We start from the raw sequence: 15,618 nt of genomic DNA, 5'->3' as shown, positions 1-15,618 counted from the left end.
GCCCGCCCGGTCTCCGATCAGATGGCCGGCATCTCGCCCACCATCTGCTCCGGCCGCACCGCCGCGTCGAAGGCCGGGCCGTCGATCCAGCCGCTGGCCAGCGCCGCCTCGCGCAGGGTCGAGCCCTCGACATGCGCCTTGTGCGCGATCTTCGCCGCCTTGTCGTAGCCGATCACCGGCGCCAGCGCGGTCACCAGCATCAGCGAACGGTCCAGCAGCTCGGCGATGCGGGTGCGGTTCAGCTCGGTCCCCTCGATGGTGTAGCGGCGGAAGGTGCCGGCCGCATCGCCCAGGATCCGCGCCGAGCGCAGGAAGTTCATGATGATCACCGGGCGCATGACATTCAGGTTCAGCTGGCCCTGGCTGCCGGCGAAGGCCACCGCCGCATCCTCGCCCAGGACCTGGGTGCAGACCATGACCATGGCCTCGCACTGCGTCGGATTGACCTTGCCCGGCATGATCGAGGAGCCTGGCTCGTTCTCCGGCAGGGTCAGCTCGCCCAGGCCGCAGCGGGGCCCGGAGGCCAGCCAGCGGATGTCGTTGGCGATCTTCAGCAGCGCCACGGCGACGCCGCGCAGCCCGGCCATCCCCGCCACCATCGCATCCAGCCCGCCCAGCGCCGCGAACTTGTTCGGCGCGGTGCGGAAGGGCTGGCCGGTCAGCCGGGCGATCTCGGCGGCGATCGCCTCGGCGAAGCCGGCCGGCGCGTTCAGCCCGGTGCCGACGGCGGTGCCGCCGGCGGCAAGCTCCAGCAGCCCGTCGATGCTGCGCTCCAGATTGGCCAGCGCGTCGCGCATCTGCCGCGCCCAGCCCGACCATTCCTGGCCGACGGTCAGCGGCACCGCGTCCTGCAGATGGGTCCGCCCGATCTTCACCACGTCCGCCCAGAGCCGCGCCTTATCCTCGATGGCGCCGGCCAGCGCCTCCAGGCTCGGGATGGCGCGATGCCGCAGTTCCAGCACCGCGGCGACATGCATTGCGGTGGGAAAGGTGTCGTTCGACGACTGCGCCATGTTGACGTCGTCGTTGGGGTGCACCAGCCGGCCGGTGCCGATCCTGCCGCCCATCAGCTGCGAAGCGCGGTTGGCGATCACCTCGTTGGCGTTCATGTTGGTCTGGGTGCCGGAGCCGGTCTGCCAGACGAAGAGCGGGAACTCGTCGTCAAGGGCGCCGCTGATCACCTCCTCGGCGGCGGCGGCGATCGCCTCGGCCTTGGCCTGGTCCAGCCGGCCGGCGCGGGCATTCACCAGGGCGGCGGCCTTCTTCACATAGCCGAAGGCCTGCGGGATGCCGGCGGGCATGCGGTCGGCCGCGGTGCCGATCGAGAAATGCAGCAGGCTGCGCTGGGTCTGGGCGCCCCAGTAATGCGCGGCGGGCACCTCGATCTGGCCCATGGAATCGCTCTCAGTGCGGCTTCCGGTGGCATTCGTCCCGATGGGCAGCTTCTGCATGCGATCCTCCGTCCTGGATGGGCGCGCCCGGCGCCCTGCTCCGCTGGCATGTGGTGCGCGCGCCCGGGCAGACCAGGGTGCGCGCTTCATGAAGATGAGACGCATTCTCAATACTGCCGGGATCGAGGCGGGGCAACGCTGCCCGGCCGGCCGGGCGGCGGGCACGGCATTGCCAAGCCGCGCCCGGCTGCCTAGAAGGGAAGCGACATCAAGAGTTGGGCCGACGCCCGACGCCAACCTGCCCGCCCGGGCAAGGTGGCGCTCCCTGGTTTGCCAGGGGGGATGTGGCCGAACCGGCAATCATTCGGGTCCCTGCCACAGCGCGTCCGTCCGGCTCCCCCACCAGCCGAGGCCCCGCGCCATGCCGATCAAGATCCCCGACGACCTGCCCGCCGCCGCGACGCTCGCCGCCGAAGGGGTCATGCTGATGCGCGAGGCGGATGCGGTGCGGCAGGATATCCGCCCGCTGAAGATCGGCCTGCTCAACCTGATGCCGAACAAGGTGCGCACCGAGACGCAGATCGCCCGCCTGCTGGGCGCGACGCCGCTGCAGGTCGAGCTGACCCTGGTGCGGATGACCCACCACGTCGCCCGCAACACCCCGAGCGAGCATATTTTCTCTTTCTATAGCGACTGGGAAAGCGTCCGCCGCGAGCGTTTCGACGGGTTCATCATCACCGGCGCTCCGGTGGAGACCCTGCCCTTCGAAGCGGTGACCTATTGGGACGAGCTGCGCCGCATCCTCGACTGGACGCAGCGCCATGTGCACGGACTCTTCACCATCTGCTGGGGGGCGCAGGCGGCGGCGCATCATTTCCACGGCATGCCGAAGCATCCGCTGGCGGAGAAGGCCTTTGGCGTCTACCGGCACCGCAACCTGGCCCCGGCCTCGCCCTATCTGCGCGGCTTCTCCGACGATTTCTCCATCCCCGTCTCGCGCTGGACCGAGGTGCGCCGCGCCGACATCCCGGCCGACAGCGGCATGAGCGTGCTGATGGAATCGGAGGAGACCGGCCTCTGCCTGCTGGACGACCCGAAGCACGGCGCGCTGCACATGTTCAACCACATCGAATATGATTCCAGCTCGCTGGCGGAAGAGTATTTCCGCGACCTGGCCGCCGGCACGCCGGTCGCCAAGCCGCGCCACTACTTCCCGAAGGACGACCCGGCGGCGAAGCCGGAGAACCGCTGGCGCAGCCACGCGCATCTGCTCTTCGGCAACTGGATCAACCAGATCTACCAGACCACGCCCTTCGACCCGGCGGCGATCGGGGTAAAGCGCGGCTAGCTCAAGGGGCCGTCAGGTGGCGTCGCGGCCAGGGCGGCCGCCACCTGGCGCAGCTTCTCCGGGTTGCGGGTGATGTAGATGGCGGTGATGCGGCCCTCCTCGATGGCCAGGGCCGTGGTCTGCAGCACCCCGCCGCGCTCGCGGCTGACATAGCCGGGCAGCCCGTCGATGCGGCAGGCGCGGAGGAATTCGGCGGGCTCATGCCGCGGCTTGCGCGCCAGGCCGGCGAACAGCCGCAGCGCCTTCTCCAGGCCCAGGATCGGGTTCAGGAAGGCGGCCACCTTGCCGCCGCCATCGGCCTGCAGCACCACGCCCTCGGCTAGCAGCCCGCGCAGCGTCGCGACATCGCCGGTGCTGGAGGCGCGGAAGAAGGCGGCGGCGATGCGCTCGCCCTCGGCCGGCGCGACGCTGTAGCGCGGGCGGGCCTGTTTCACATGCGCCCGGGCGCGCGCCGCCAGCTGCCGCGCCGCCGCCGGGTCGCGCCCCAGCGCGGCCGCCACATCGGGCAGCGGCACCTCGAAGACGTCGTGCAGCAGGAAGGCGGCGCGCTCCAGCGGCGAGAGGCGTTCGAGGGCCAGCATCAAGGTCAGAGTAATCTCGTCGGCGCGCATCTCGTCCGGCTCCGGCTCGTAGAGCGGTTCGGGCAGCCAGCTGCCGACATAGCTCTCCCGCCGGGCGCGGGCGGAGCCGAGCTGGTCCAGGCAGAGCCGCGTCACCACCCGGGTCAGGAAGGCGGGCGGGCTCTGCACCGCCGCGCGGTCGGCACCCTGCCAGCGGATCCAGGCCTCCTGCAGGATGTCTTCCGCCTCGGCGGAAGACCCCAGCATGCGATAGGCCAGGCGCAGCAGCCGTGGCCGCTGCCGCGCGAAGGCTTCCATGGCCGCGTCAGGCGGCGGCATGCGCCAGCTCGAGCGGATGCTGGTAGCGCAGGCCGATCGCCAGGCGGTTCCACAGGTTGATGGCGCCGATCAGCAGGGTCAGCTGCACCCGCTCGGTCTCGCTGAATTCCTCTTCCACGGCCGCATAATCGGCATCCGGGGCGCCGGTCCCGGCGACATGGGTCAGCGCCTCGGTCCAGGCCAGGGCGGCGCGCTCGCGCGGGGTGTAGAGCGGCGATTCCCGCCAGGCGTTCAGCATGTAGATCCGCAGCTCGGTCTCGCCATGCGCGCGGGCGTCGCTGGCATGCATGTGCAGGCAGAAGGCGCAGCCATTGATCTGCGAGGCGCGCAGCTTCACCAGCTCCTGCAGCGAATGCTCGAGGGTCGAGCTCCTGAAGCTGGCTTCGAGCGCGATCATGGCCTTGAGGCCTTCGGGGATGTGCTTGTAGGGGGTGGCGATGCGCGGGGTCATGGTCTCTGCTCCGGGCCTGCACCATGCAGGCTTCGGACCCATGACGGAACAGCCGGGGCCGCTGTGACACGGCCCCGGCGTTTTCTGCTCAGCCGGCGCCCACCGCCTCCTCGGCGACGCGCTGCAGGCGGGTGCGGCCCGGGCGGCGGCCGACCAGTTCCTCGACCGTGAAGACCAGGCGGCCGTCCTGGAAGCGGTCGCCGGCCACCGGCAGCCGGCCCAGCCGCCCCATGACGAAGCCGGCCAGCGTGGTGTAGCGCCCGGCCTGGCCGGCCAGCTGCGTGCCGATCTGCTGGTCCAGGCTGTGCAGGTCGATCTGGCCGTCGGCCAGCCAGGCATCCTCGCCCTCGGCCACCAGCAGCGGCGACAACGCGCCGCCCTCCTGGAAGCCGCCGGCGATGGCCTCCAGGATGTCGGTGGGCGTCACGATGCCCTCCAGCCCGCCGAACTCGTCGACCACGACGGCGAGCTGCACCGGCGCGGCGCGCAGCTTCTCCATCAGCACCAGCACGCCCATGCGGTCGGGCACCAGCAGCGCCGGGCGGACGCTTTTCTCCACGTCGATCCGCTGGTGGTCGAGCAGGTCACGGAGAAGATCACGCGCCAGGGCGACGCCGACCACCGCCTCGATGCCGCCGCGCGCCAGGATGAAGCGCGAATGGCCGCTTTCGAGAATCCGGCGGCGCTGCTCCCCGGGGGGCAGGTCGATCTCCAGCCAGTCGATCTCGGCGCGCGGCGTCATGATCGAGCGCAGGCTGCGCTGGCCCAGCGCCATGACCCCCTGCACCATGGCGCGCTCGGCCGGGCCGAAGATGGGCGCCGGCTCCGCCACGGCCGGCTCGGCCGCCGGGCCAGGCTCGGCACCGGCAGAATAATCCTCGCGGCCGCCCAGCAGCCGCAACACCGCGGTCGCGGTGCGCTGGCGGCGGTCGCCCAGATTCTGCCGCTTCGCCTGGTTGCGGCGGGCCAGCTGGTTGCAAGCCTCGATCAGCACCGAGAAGCCGATGGCGGCGTAGAGATAGCCCTTCGGGATCGGCAGGCCGAGGCCTTCCGCGATCAGGTTGAAGCCGATCATCAGCAGGAAGCCCAGGCAGAGGATCACCACCGTCGGATGCGCCGAGACGAAGCGCATCATCGGCCGCGACGCCGCCAGCATCACCACCATGGCGGTGACGACGGCGATGTACATGATCGACAGGTGCTGGACCATGCCGACCGCGGTGATCACGGAATCCAGCGAGAAGACGGCGTCGAGCACGACGATCTGCGCCACCACCTGCCAGAAGCTGGCCCAGACGCGGGGACGGTCGGTGGCGGCCGCGGCGCCTTCCAGCCGCTCATGCAGCTCGGTGGTGGCCTTGAACAGCAGGAACAGGCCGCCGCCGACCAGGATCAGCCCGCGGCCGGTGATGTCCATGCCCGCGACGGTGAACAGCGGCGCGGTCAGGCCGACGATCCAGGCGATGCCGGCCAGCAGGGCCAGCCGCATCAGCAGCGCCAGCGATAGGCCGATCAGGCGCGCCCTGTTGCGCTGCTCGGGCGGCAGCTTGTCGGCCAGGATGGCGATGAAGATCAGGTTGTCGATGCCGAGCACGAGCTCCAGCACGATCAACGTCCCCAGGCCCAACCAGGCGGTCGGGTCGGCGATCCATTCCATGTTTCTTAACGGTGCTCCAGCAGGGGGCGGCGCACACGCCGCCGCCCCGCTGCCGCCCGACTGGAAGGGTCGGCCGGTTCGGGAGCGGGGGGCCGGGCCGTCTTGACGGTCCGGCGGCGAGGGTGGCGCTGCACCCCCCACCTACGCGGCGAGGGGCGCGGCTATTCCCTGGCTTTCCGCAAGATTGCGATTTCGTGAACGGACAGTCAGCGGAGCCGGGCGATCACCTTGATCTCGAAGTCGAAGCCGGCCAGCCAGGTGACGCCCACCGCCGTCCAGTTCGGATAAGGCTTCCGGGCAAAGACCTTGGTGCGGATCCGGTTCACCGTCTCGAACTGGGTCTTCGGGTCGGTGTGGAAGCTGGTCACGTCGACCATGTCGTCGAAGCCGGCGCCAGCGGCCTTCAGCACGGCCTCCAGATTGGCGAAGGCCAGCTCCACCTGCCTGGCGAAGTCGGGCTCGGGCGACCCGTCCTCCCGGCTGCCCACCTGCCCCGAGATGAACAGAAAATCGCCGGAGCGGATGGCGGCGGAATAGCTGTTGATCTCGTAGAGATCCTGGCGGCCGGCGGGGAAGATGGCGTCACGCATGGCGGGGGTTCCTTTCCGGGGACGCAGCGCCTATTTCAGATACGCCGCGTATGTGAGGAAAGTGGTCGCATACACGATGTATGTCAACTCACATACGCGACGTATGTGAACAGGAGCCGCGCGCATGGCCACGGGCCGCCGAGCCGAGAAGATGGAAGAAACCCGGGCCGCGCTGATCCGGGCGGCCCGCCGCGCCTTCGCCGAGAAAGGCTATGCGGCCGCCGCCATGGATGAGCTGACCGCCGAGGTCGGCCTGACCCGTGGCGCGCTCTACCATCATTTCGGCGACAAGAAGGGGCTGCTGCAGGCGGTGATCGCCGAGATCGACGCCGAGATGCTGGCCCATACCGCCCGCCTGCGCGCCGCGGCGGCGACCCCCTGGCTCGGCTTCCTGGCCGAGGGCATCGGCTATATCGAGCTGGCGCTGGACCCCGAGATCCAGCGGATCATGCTGCTGGACGGGCCGGCGGTGCTGGGCGATCCGTCGCGCTGGCCGAACCAGAATGCCTGCCTGCGCACCAGCATTGCGATGGTCGAGGCGCTGGTCGCCGATGGCACCCTGGCGCCGGTCGACCCGGAGGCGGCGGCGCGGCTGATCAACGGCGCCGCGCTGAACGCCGCGCTGTGGATCGCCGCCAGCGACGACCCGCCCGCCACCCTCGCCCGCGCGGTGGACGCCTTCCGCCGCATGGCCGAGGGTCTGCTGGCCGAAGGTCAGCCGCGCGGATAGGCCAGGGCATAGGCCTCGGTCAGCGCCTCGTCCAGGCTGCGGCCGGGCGCATAGGGGGCGAGGTCGGCGCCGCGCGCCACCGCCTGCATCAGCCGCGGACAGGGCTCCGCGGGCCCGAGTATGGTGCGCACCGGCAGCCGCTCGGCATAGATCGGCAGTTCGTAATCCTCGTCGTCATCGGCGACGCCCTTGGCGCGGATCTTTGCCGATGCCCGGTCGATCTGCATCGAGATCACCGCGGTGGCCTTGATCTCCTGCGCCGTGCTCGGCCGCAGCCCGGCGGTGCGGCCGGGGAAGAAGCGGTCGACCATCATCACCAGGGCGCGTTCCTTCTCCGCCGGATCGGTCACCAGCCTGGCCAGGCCAAACGCCATCACCGAGCGGTAGTCGGCCGAATGGTTGAAGCCGCAGCGGGCCAGCACCAGGCTGTCCAGATGCGTCACCGTCAGGCAGGCGGGCTCGCCCGCTGACAGGTTGCGCAGCATCCGGCTGGCGCTGCTGCCATGCCAGTAGAGCCGCGTCCCCTCCCGCCAGAACAGCGTCGGCGTGCAATAGGGCTGGCCGTCGATGGCATAGGCGACGTGGCACAGCGCCGCCGTGTCCAGCAGCGCATGCACGGTGTCATGGTCGTAGAAGCCGCGATCGTGGCGGCGCTTGACGCGGTTCACGGCGTCGACGGGATAGCTCTCGGACATGGTGCGGGGATCTCCTGGCGGCCTGGCCCGGGGCGGCGGGCCATTGACGCGGCCATCTGGCGCCGGAAAAGTGGTCGGTGCGAGGACCAATCCGGAGCGCATCTTGCCGACCACTTCTCCCGGGCTGCTCGACCTGCCGCTGAAGCTGGACGGCCCCGGCAGCCAGGCGCAGCGCCTGCTGGCCGCGCTGCGCGCCGCCATCCTGGGCGGGCGGCTGGCGGCCGGGTTGCGGCTGCCGTCGAGCCGGGCGCTGGCGACCCAGCTCGGCCTGCGGCGCAACGCCGTGGTCACCGCCTATGAGCAGCTGCTGGAAGAGGGCCTGGCCGAGGGCCGCCGCGGCGCCGGCACCTATGTCGCGGCCCGGCTGCCGCGCGGCCCGGCCGAGACAGCGCCGCCGCCGGCACTTTCCCTGCCCGGCCAGATCCCCTTCGCGCTCGGCCGCACCCTGCCCGATGCCGCGCTGCTCGGGCATTTCTCCCGGCTGCTGCGGCAGCAGCTGAAGAACCCGTCCGCCGAGCATTTCGGCTATGGCGATCCGCGCGGCAGCCTGGCGCTGCGCCAGGCGATCGCGGTGCATCTGGCGGCCAGCCGCGGCGTGGTCTGCGATCCGGCGCGCATCCTGCTGACCAGCGGCACCCAGCAGGGGCTGCGGCTCTGCGCCGAAGCGCTGCTGGCGCCGGGCGACGCCGCCTGGATCGAGGATCCCGGCTATCCCACCGCGCGCCGCATCCTCTCGGCCGCCGGCGCCCGGCTGGTGCCGGTGCCGGTGGATGCCGCCGGCATCGACGTCGCCGCCGGCATCGCCTGCGAACCCGGGGCGCGGCTCGCCTATGTCACCCCCTCGCACCAGTTCCCGACCGGGGCCGCCATGGCCATGGCGCGGCGGCTGGCGCTGCTGGACTGGGCGCAGTCGGCCGGCGCCTATGTGCTGGAGGACGACTACGACAGCGAGTTCCGCTATGCCGGCCCGCCCCTGCCGGCGCTGGCCGGGATCGATGGCGGCGGCCGCGTGATCTATCTGGGGACCTTCTCCAAGACGCTCTTCGCCGGCCTGCGCATCGGCTTCGCCGTGCTGCCGCCGGCGCTGCTGGAGCGCGTCGTCGCCGCCCGCCTGCTGACCGACCGCTTCCCGCCCAGCCTGACCGCCGGGGCGCTGGCCGGCGTCATCGCCGGCGGCTTCTACGCCGCGCATCTGCGGCGGATGCGGCCGCGCTACCGCGCCGCGCGCGACCTGCTGGCGGCGACCCTGGCGCAGGCCTCGGCGGGCTGGCTGCGCCCGGCGGTGCCCGGCCAGGGGCTGCATCTGCTGACCCCCCTGCCCGCCGGCCTGCCACCGGGCAGCGCGGCCGCGATCCGCGCCGCCGCCGGGGTGGAGGGCTGGCTGCTCTCCGACACCCGGATGGCGCCGGCCGAGCCGGATGGCTTCGTCCTGGGCTTCTCCGGCCATCCGCCGGCCGCGCTGAAGCGGGCCGCGCAGCGGCTCGGGGCGGCGACCGCCGCCGCCTGCCGCGAGACGGGACTGCGGCGCCCGGGTTGACGCGGCGCGCGCGCGGCAGAACAGTCCGCGCCGCCATGACACCGCCCGAGATGACCCGGACCGCCCTGCCGGCCACCGCCGCCCCCGCCCCCGCCTTTGCCGCCACCACGGGCCTCGCCCGGATGGAGGGCTTCGTCACCCTGCACTGGGACGCGGCCGGCGGCCGCGTGCTGCTGGAGCTGCCGCGCCTCGGCGAGGAATTTCTGTACATCACCCGCCTGGCGCAGGGCATCGGCGACCTGCGGCTGGAGCGCGGCGGCATGAGCCGGCCGCAGGTGGTGCGCTTCGAGCGGCGCGGCCCGCGCCTGTTCCTGATCGCCGTCAACTATGCCTGGCGCAATTCCAGCGGCGAGCCGGCCCAGGAACTCGCGCTGCGCCAGGCCTTTCCCGACTCGATCCTCTGGGGCTTCGACATCCTGGAAGAGGCCGGCGGCACCCTGCTGGTCGATGCGACCGCCTTCCTGCTGCACGACGCCCGCGACATCGCCGGCACCCTGTCGCGCGCCGCGACGCGCGGCCGCTACACGCTGGATGCCCGCCGTTCGGCGCTGGCGGAGGAAGGCCACCGCGCCTTCCCGCGCAACAGCCAGGCCGAGGCGATCCTGACCTTCGCCAACCCCGATGCCGAGACACTGCCCTTCTGGAACGGCAATGGCCAGCGCGAGGGGCTGGCGGCGCTGGCCCCCGATCCGCGCGCCATCAGCATCCGGCTGCGCCACTGCTTCATCGCCCTGCCCGAGCCCGGCTACCGCCCGCGCGAATTCGATCCGCGCGGCTCCTTCTTCAACAGCGTCGTCTTCCACGATTTCGGCCGCTCGCTGGAAGAACCCTTCGACGTCCACTACGCCATCCGCCACCGGCTGCAGAAGGCCGACCCGACCGCCGCGCGCAGCCGCCCGGTCAAGCCGCTGGTCTATTACGTCGATCGCGGCGCGCCGGAGCCGATCCGCAGCGCCCTGCTGGATGGCGCCCGCTGGTGGAACCGCGCCTTCGAGGCCGCCGGCTTCATCGACGCCTTCCGCGTCGAGCTGCTGCCCGAGGATGCCGATCCGCTCGACATCCGCTTCAACACCATCACCTGGGTGCCGCGCGGCAGCCGCGGCTTCTCCTACGGCACCATGATCTGGGACCCGCGCACCGGCGAGATCATCAAGGGCGAGGTGACGCTGACCGCGCTGCGCGACCGCCATCTGCGCGGCCTGGCCGAGGCGCTGCTCGCCCCCTATGACGACGCGAAGCCGTGCAAGGCGGTCGAGGAGTTCATGCTGGCCCGGCTGCGGCAGCTCTCGGCGCATGAGGTCTCGCACACGCTGGGGCTCGATCACAACCACATCGCCAGCAACCACGGCCAGGACATGTCGGTCTGCGACTATCCGGCGCCGCTGCTGACGCTGGACGAGGCGGGCGAGGTCAGGCTCGACGCCGCCTACGGGACAGACGTCGGCCGCTGGGACGAGATTTCCATCACCTGGGGCTATTCCGAATTCCCGCCCGGCACGACGCCCGAGGAAGAGAAGCGTGGCCTGGACGCGATCCTCGAGAAGGCGTTCCACGAGGAGGGGCTCTACACCCTCGCCCAGCAGGACGCGCTGCCCGAGAACGGCATGCATCCCAAGGGCCACCACTGGGACACCGGATCGGATGCCGCCGAGGAGCTGACCCGGCTGATGACGGTGCGCGCCGCCGCCCTGTCCCGCTTCGGCGAGCGCGTCATCAAGCCCGGCCGGCCGATGGCCGAGCTCGGCGACCGGCTGACCGGCCTCTTCCTGCTGCACCGCTACCAGCTGGAGGCGGCGGTGAAGCTGATCGGCGGGCTCGACTGGCGCTATGCCCTGCGCGGCGACGGCCAGGTGCCGACCGCCCTGGTCCCGGCCGCCGACCAGCGCCGCGCGCTGGACGTCGTGCTGGCCGCGCTGTCGCCCGCCGCGCTGACCCTGCCGGAGGCGATCCTGCGCGCCATCCCGCCGCGCCCGCCGGAATTCCTGGCCACCCGCGACCTGCTGCCCGGCCAGGCCGGCGCCGCCTTCGACCCGCTGGGCGCCGCCGAGGCCGCCGCCACCCACGGCTTCTTCTTCGTCTTCCATCCGCAGCGCGCGGCACGGCTGATCGAGCACCACCACCGCGACGCCTCCCTGCCGTCCCTGGAAGAAATCTTCGACACCACGCTGGAGAAGGTCTGGAAGGCGCCGGCGGAAACCGGCCTGGCCCGCGCCGTGCAGCTGCGCATCGCCCAGGTCGCGCTGCGCCACCTGATGGCGCTGGGCGCCTCGCCCGAGGCGTCCTTCAGCGTCCGCGCCGTGGTCCGCGCCACGCTGCGCCGCCTGGCCGCCTGGCTGGAGACGGCGCCGCCCCCGGCCGATGCCCTGGGCGCCGCCGAGCGCGAGGCGGCGCTCGCTGCCCTCGCCATCTTCATGGTCGATCCGGCCCGCTTCCGCGACCCGGCGACGCTGCCGGTGCCGCCGGGCTCGCCGATCTGAGGCGGCAGCAGGCGGGATCTTAACCCACCCTGCGGCAAGCAGGCGGGCATGCACGCCCGCCTCCTTGCCGTTTTCCTGCTCATGGCCAGCGCGGCGGCCGCGGAAGACTGCGGCCCCGCCATCGAGGCGGCGGAGCGGGCGGAGGCCCTGCCCCCCGGCCTGCTGCGCGCCATCGGCCGGGTGGAAAGCGGCCGCCGCACCGCCATGGGCGTCGAGCCCTGGCCCTGGGCGCTGAATGCCGGCGGCGCCGGTTTTCTGTTGGAGAGCCGCGAGGAGGCCCTGGCCCGGCTGCGGCAGTTGCAGGCCGCCGGCCATCGCAGCATCGACATCGGCTGCCTGCAGGTGAACCTGCAGCACCATCCGCAGGCCTTTCCCACCCCCGAGGACGGCTTCTCCCCGGCGCTGAACGCCGCCTATGCCGCGCGCTTCCTGCGCCGGCTGCAGGCCGAGACCGGCGACTGGATGCAGGCCGTGGCGCGCTACCATTCCGGCGATCCGCAGCGCGGCGCCGCCTATCGCGCCCGTGTCGCCGCCTGGCTGGGCACGCTGCCGCCCGCCACCCCGCCGGCCCTGGCGGCGACGGCCCGGCCGCTGGCCGTGCAGCGGCCGGGACAGGCGGCGGCGGTGGTCGTCTGGCTGCAGGCGCCGCCCCGCCTGCCGCGGCTGGTGCGGCCCTGAGCGGCGGGCTTCGTAAAAAATCCACCCTTCTGGTCCAGGCTGTCGGCGCGCTGGCGCCTTGGCCGCGCTTCGTCCCCTTCGCGAGGAGCCGAGACCCATGCGTTTTCCCTCCCCCTCCTGGCTTCGCCCGGCGGTGCGGCGCCTCGGCCGCGGGCTGCGGCGGCTGCGCCAGGACCGCCAGGGCGTCACCGCGCTGGAATACGGGCTGATCGCCGCACTGATCGCGGTGGCCATCATCGTCAGCGTGCGCCTGCTCGGCACCAACATCGCCGCCAAGTTCAACGATGTGGCGACCGCCATCGGCGGGTCCTGAGGGTGCGGCCGCCGCCGGCGCCAGGCGGGCCGGCATGACGGGGACGGCGTGACAAGGAAATGCGGGCGATGAACACGCCGCTGGTCTGCATGGCCCTGCTGCTGCTGCTGCTGGTGGCGCTGCACGATCTGGCGCTCCGCACCATCCCCGACAGCGCCAGCCTGGGGCTGCTGGGCATCGGCCTGGCGCTGCGGCTGGGCGAGGGCCAGGCCGGCCAGGCCCTGGCGCTGGCGGCGCTGGTCGCCCTGCCGGCGCTGCTGCTCTGGCGGATGGGCCTGATCGGCGGCGGCGATGCCAAGCTGCTGCCCGCCATCATCCCCCTCGCTGCCCCGGACGCCCTGCCCGGGCTGCTGCTGGCCATCGCCCTGGCCGGCGGCGTGCTGGCCCTGCCCTACTGGCTGGCGCGGCGGCGGCTGGCCCTGCCGGCGGCGCTGCCGGGCCGGTCGCGGACCAGCCTGACGGACCGGCTGTGGCGCGCCGAATGCCGGCGGCTGCGCCGCGGCGGGCCGCTGCCCTATGCGGTGGCCATCGCCGCCGGCGCGCTGCTGCCGCTGCTGCATGCCGGCGGGAGGCTGCCCTGATGCTGCGCGCCCTGCTCGGCCTGATCGCTGCCCTGGCGCTGGCCTGCCTGGGCGGCCTGGCCTGGCTGGCGCTGCGCCCGGAACCCGCGGCCCCGCCAATTCTGGTGGAGGCCCCCGCCGCGCCGCCGCCCGTCCTGGCCGCGGTGATTGCCGCCGGCCGTCCGCTGCGCGCCGGCGCGCTGCTCGGACCCGACGACCTGTCGCGGCTGGAGCTGCCGGCCGCCAGCCTGCCCGCCGGCGCCCGCCCGGACACCCCGGCGGAGCGGGCCGAGCTGATCGGCGCCATGCTGCGCCAGTCGATGGCGGCCGGGCAGCCGCTGCGCGCCGGCGAGGATGTCATCCGCCCCGGCGACCGCGGCTTCCTGGCGGCGGTGCTGGCGCCCGGCATGCGCGCCGTCAGCATCGGCGTCGACGCGGTCACCGGCACCGCCGGGCTGATCTGGCCGGGCGACCGCGTCGACCTGCTGCTGTCCCAGGCGCTGGATGCGCAGAGCCTGCCCGCCACCCGCCGCGTCGCCGGCGAGACGGTGCTGGCCGATCTGCGCGTCGTCGCCATCGACCAGCGGCTGGTGCAGGGCGCGGTCAGCCTGGACAACGCCGCCGGCGTCGAGCGCGGCAACCGCACCGTCACGCTGGAGGTCACCCCGGCCCAGGCCGAGCGCGTCGCCGTCGCCGGCCGGCTGGGCCGGCTGGCGCTGACGGTGCGCGCCGCCCTGCCGGAGCCGCCCGGCGCCGCGCCGCGCCTGCCGCTGACCTGGAGCGGCGATGTCTCGGCGGCGCTGCAAGACCCTGGCAACCAGACAGGGCCCATGCTGCGCCTGTTCCAGGGCCCCGCCAAGACCGAGGAGATCCGCTTCTGATGCGCCCGATGCCCGCCTCGCCGGTCCGCCGCCTCGCCGCCGCGATGCTGGTCGTGCTGCTGATGCCGCAGCCGGGCGCGGCGCAGCGCGGCCCGGCGCCGCGGCCGCCGGAAGCCACTGTCCCGGCGCAGCCCGGCGCCCTGCTGCTGGAGGCGGGGGGCGGCCGCGTGGTCACCCTGCCCGCCCCGGCCGCCAGCCTCTTCGCCGCCGATCCCAAGGTGGCGGAGGTGCGGCCGGCCAGCCCGACCAGCCTCTTCGTCTTCGGCGTGGCGCCGGGCCGCACCACCATCGCCGCCATGGATGCCGCCGGCCAGCCGCTGGCGCAGTACCAGGTGATGGTCCGCCCCGGCAGCTTCGGCGCCGAGGAGGCGCAGGCGGCGCTGCACCGCCTGCTGCCCGGCCGGGCGCTGCGGGTCGAGGCGCGGCCGGGCGGCCTGCTGCTGTCCGGCAGCGTGGCGCAGCCGGCCGAGGCCGAGCAGGCCCTGTCGCTGGTGCGCAGCTTCGCCGCCGGCGGGCAGGGCGTCGAGAACCGCCTGACCGTGGAAGGCCCGGCCCAGGTCAATCTGCGGGTGCGGGTGGCCGAGGTCTCGCGCGAGGTGACGCGGCAATTCGGCCTGGACTGGCAGGCGATGGGCGCGATCGGCCGCTTCGCCATCGGCGCGGCGACCAACAATTCCCTGGCCGACCCGACCAACCTGCCGGGCCGCTACGGCGCCGGCTATACGGGGGCGGTCAACCTGAACGGCCTGATTGACGCGCTGGCGCAGGACCGGCTGATCAATGTCCTGGCCGAGCCGAACCTGACCGCGCTCTCCGGCGAGACCGCGAGCTTCCTGGTCGGCGGCGAGTTCCCGATCCCCGTCGGCCGCCGCTACGACCAGATCAGCATCGAGTTCAAGCAGTACGGCATCAGCCTGGCCTTCGTGCCGACGGTGATGCAGCCCGGCCGCATCAGCCTGCGCGTCCGCCCCGAGGTCAGCGAGCTGTCCGAGCAGGGCGCGATCCGGCTGTCGGCCGACAATTCCAGCCTGCAGATCCCGGCGCTGACCGTGCGCCGCGCCGAGACCACCATCGAGCTCGGCAGCGGGCAGAGCTTCGCCATCGCCGGGCTGATGCAGGACAGCCAGCGCACCACCGGCCGCGCCGTGCCCTGGCTGGGCGAGGTGCCGGTGCTCGGCGCGCTGTTCCGCTCCGACCGTTTCCAGCGCAGCGAGACCGAGCTGGTGATCGTCGTCACCCCCTATCTGGTGCGCCCGGTCAGCGACCCCGCGGCGCTGCGCGGCCCGGCCGCCGACCAGACCCCGGCCGATGATGCCGAGCGCATCCTGCTGTTCCGCCATTTCGCCCGACGTGACGCGCCGGCGGTGCTGCCGCCGCCGGGCGATGCCGGCTTCCTGCTGCGCTGAGGCGA

Annotated in this window: 15 protein-coding genes and 1 riboswitch; of the genes, 9 read left to right on the top strand and 6 right to left on the bottom strand. The window is 72.9% G+C overall.

Annotated elements, in window-relative coordinates:
• Nucleotides 1-17 precede the first annotated feature (17 nt).
• Nucleotides 18-1,451 carry a class II fumarate hydratase gene (fumC, locus tag WFI16_RS15680; protein WP_419898765.1) on the bottom strand — a complete coding sequence of 478 codons (1,434 nt, stop codon included), beginning with the start codon at nt 1,449-1,451 and terminating at the stop codon, nt 18-20.
• 200 nt (nt 1,452-1,651) lie between these two features.
• A riboswitch (SAM-I-IV-variant riboswitch) is annotated at nt 1,652-1,765 on the top strand.
• 47 nt (nt 1,766-1,812) lie between these two features.
• On the opposite strand from fumC, the gene WFI16_RS15675 reads away from it, so the two are divergent.
• A complete protein-coding gene (locus WFI16_RS15675) occupies nt 1,813-2,739 on the top strand; it encodes a homoserine O-succinyltransferase (protein WP_419898764.1) in 927 nt (308 codons plus the stop codon).
• Here the strand turns inward: WFI16_RS15675 and WFI16_RS15670 are convergent.
• The 4 genes from WFI16_RS15670 to WFI16_RS15655 all read right to left on the bottom strand — a co-directional run bounded on the left by WFI16_RS15670 (nt 2,736) and on the right by WFI16_RS15655 (nt 6,336).
• Nucleotides 2,736-3,638, bottom strand: a complete 903-nt coding sequence (locus WFI16_RS15670; RefSeq protein ID WP_419898763.1) for a sigma-70 family RNA polymerase sigma factor — start codon at nt 3,636-3,638, stop codon at nt 2,736-2,738. The genes WFI16_RS15675 and WFI16_RS15670 overlap by 4 nt on opposite strands.
• Nucleotides 3,625-4,089, bottom strand: coding sequence for a carboxymuconolactone decarboxylase family protein (locus WFI16_RS15665; protein WP_419898762.1), 465 nt, complete (start codon nt 4,087-4,089; stop codon nt 3,625-3,627). Before WFI16_RS15665 ends, WFI16_RS15670 begins: the two co-directional genes overlap by 14 nt.
• An 88-nt stretch (nt 4,090-4,177) precedes the next feature.
• Nucleotides 4,178-5,746 carry a TerC family protein gene (locus tag WFI16_RS15660; RefSeq protein WP_419898761.1) on the bottom strand — a complete coding sequence of 523 codons (1,569 nt, stop codon included), beginning with the start codon at nt 5,744-5,746 and terminating at the stop codon, nt 4,178-4,180.
• A 206-nt stretch (nt 5,747-5,952) separates the two neighbouring features.
• Complete coding sequence (locus WFI16_RS15655) at nt 5,953-6,336, bottom strand: RidA family protein (RefSeq protein ID WP_419898760.1); 384 nt, start codon at nt 6,334-6,336, stop codon at nt 5,953-5,955.
• A gap of 124 nt (nt 6,337-6,460) precedes the next feature.
• On the opposite strand from WFI16_RS15655, the gene WFI16_RS15650 reads away from it, so the two are divergent.
• The gene (locus WFI16_RS15650) at nt 6,461-7,066 is read left to right on the top strand and encodes a TetR/AcrR family transcriptional regulator (protein WP_419898759.1); all 606 of its coding nucleotides are present in this window, start codon (nt 6,461-6,463) and stop codon (nt 7,064-7,066) included.
• Here the strand turns inward: WFI16_RS15650 and WFI16_RS15645 are convergent.
• Complete coding sequence (locus tag WFI16_RS15645) at nt 7,051-7,761, bottom strand: pyridoxamine 5'-phosphate oxidase family protein (protein WP_419898758.1); 711 nt, start codon at nt 7,759-7,761, stop codon at nt 7,051-7,053. The two genes, WFI16_RS15650 and WFI16_RS15645, sit on opposite strands and share 16 nt — an antisense overlap.
• A 103-nt stretch (nt 7,762-7,864) precedes the next feature.
• On the opposite strand from WFI16_RS15645, the gene pdxR reads away from it, so the two are divergent.
• The 7 genes from pdxR (at nt 7,865) to WFI16_RS15610 (ending at nt 15,613) form a co-directional block, all read left to right on the top strand.
• Complete coding sequence (gene pdxR, locus WFI16_RS15640) at nt 7,865-9,298, top strand: MocR-like pyridoxine biosynthesis transcription factor PdxR (RefSeq protein ID WP_419898757.1); 1,434 nt, start codon at nt 7,865-7,867, stop codon at nt 9,296-9,298.
• 50 nt (nt 9,299-9,348) lie between these two features.
• A complete protein-coding gene (locus tag WFI16_RS15635) occupies nt 9,349-11,775 on the top strand; it encodes a zinc-dependent metalloprotease (RefSeq protein WP_419898756.1) in 2,427 nt (808 codons plus the stop codon).
• Nucleotides 11,776-11,823: 48 nt separating this feature from the next.
• Nucleotides 11,824-12,453 carry a lytic transglycosylase domain-containing protein gene (locus WFI16_RS15630; RefSeq protein ID WP_419898755.1) on the top strand — a complete coding sequence of 210 codons (630 nt, stop codon included), beginning with the start codon at nt 11,824-11,826 and terminating at the stop codon, nt 12,451-12,453.
• Between the two features lie 97 nt (nt 12,454-12,550).
• A complete protein-coding gene (locus tag WFI16_RS15625) occupies nt 12,551-12,766 on the top strand; it encodes a Flp family type IVb pilin (protein WP_419898754.1) in 216 nt (71 codons plus the stop codon).
• A gap of 68 nt (nt 12,767-12,834) precedes the next feature.
• The gene (locus tag WFI16_RS15620) at nt 12,835-13,347 is read left to right on the top strand and encodes a prepilin peptidase (RefSeq protein WP_419898753.1); all 513 of its coding nucleotides are present in this window, start codon (nt 12,835-12,837) and stop codon (nt 13,345-13,347) included.
• Nucleotides 13,347-14,207: a Flp pilus assembly protein CpaB gene (gene cpaB, locus WFI16_RS15615; RefSeq protein ID WP_419898752.1), complete on the top strand. Its 861-nt coding sequence runs from the start codon at nt 13,347-13,349 to the stop codon at nt 14,205-14,207. The genes WFI16_RS15620 and cpaB overlap by 1 nt, the downstream gene beginning before the upstream one ends.
• Entirely contained in the window at nt 14,207-15,613 is a 1,407-nt protein-coding gene (locus WFI16_RS15610) for a type II and III secretion system protein family protein (RefSeq protein ID WP_419898751.1), read from the top strand. The genes cpaB and WFI16_RS15610 overlap by 1 nt, the downstream gene beginning before the upstream one ends.
• The last annotated feature ends 5 nt before the right edge of the window (nt 15,614-15,618 follow it).

The organism is Roseomonas sp. USHLN139 (genome assembly GCF_037145735.1).
In the GTDB taxonomy this organism is placed as follows: Bacteria; Pseudomonadota; Alphaproteobacteria; order Acetobacterales; family Acetobacteraceae; genus Pseudoroseomonas.
Note: the sequence above shows the minus strand (reverse complement) of the source record. Positions and strands in the feature narration are given on the sequence as shown.

Excerpts from the sequence above, each read along its gene's own strand:
- fumC (WP_419898765.1), bottom strand. The coding sequence starts at position 1,451 with ATGCAGAAGCTGCCCATCGGGACGAATGCCACCGGAAGCCGCACTGAG.
- WFI16_RS15675 (WP_419898764.1), top strand. The coding sequence starts at position 1,813 with ATGCCGATCAAGATCCCCGACGACCTGCCCGCCGCCGCGACGCTCGCC.
- WFI16_RS15670 (WP_419898763.1), bottom strand. The coding sequence starts at position 3,638 with ATGCCGCCGCCTGACGCGGCCATGGAAGCCTTCGCGCGGCAGCGGCCA.
- WFI16_RS15665 (WP_419898762.1), bottom strand. The coding sequence starts at position 4,089 with ATGACCCCGCGCATCGCCACCCCCTACAAGCACATCCCCGAAGGCCTC.
- WFI16_RS15660 (WP_419898761.1), bottom strand. The coding sequence starts at position 5,746 with ATGGAATGGATCGCCGACCCGACCGCCTGGTTGGGCCTGGGGACGTTG.
- WFI16_RS15655 (WP_419898760.1), bottom strand. The coding sequence starts at position 6,336 with ATGCGTGACGCCATCTTCCCCGCCGGCCGCCAGGATCTCTACGAGATC.
- WFI16_RS15650 (WP_419898759.1), top strand. The coding sequence starts at position 6,461 with ATGGCCACGGGCCGCCGAGCCGAGAAGATGGAAGAAACCCGGGCCGCG.
- WFI16_RS15645 (WP_419898758.1), bottom strand. The coding sequence starts at position 7,761 with ATGTCCGAGAGCTATCCCGTCGACGCCGTGAACCGCGTCAAGCGCCGC.
- WFI16_RS15635 (WP_419898756.1), top strand. The coding sequence starts at position 9,349 with ATGACCCGGACCGCCCTGCCGGCCACCGCCGCCCCCGCCCCCGCCTTT.
- WFI16_RS15630 (WP_419898755.1), top strand. The coding sequence starts at position 11,824 with ATGCACGCCCGCCTCCTTGCCGTTTTCCTGCTCATGGCCAGCGCGGCG.
- WFI16_RS15625 (WP_419898754.1), top strand. The coding sequence starts at position 12,551 with ATGCGTTTTCCCTCCCCCTCCTGGCTTCGCCCGGCGGTGCGGCGCCTC.
- WFI16_RS15620 (WP_419898753.1), top strand. The coding sequence starts at position 12,835 with ATGAACACGCCGCTGGTCTGCATGGCCCTGCTGCTGCTGCTGCTGGTG.
- cpaB (WP_419898752.1), top strand. The coding sequence starts at position 13,347 with ATGCTGCGCGCCCTGCTCGGCCTGATCGCTGCCCTGGCGCTGGCCTGC.
- WFI16_RS15610 (WP_419898751.1), top strand. The coding sequence starts at position 14,207 with ATGCGCCCGATGCCCGCCTCGCCGGTCCGCCGCCTCGCCGCCGCGATG.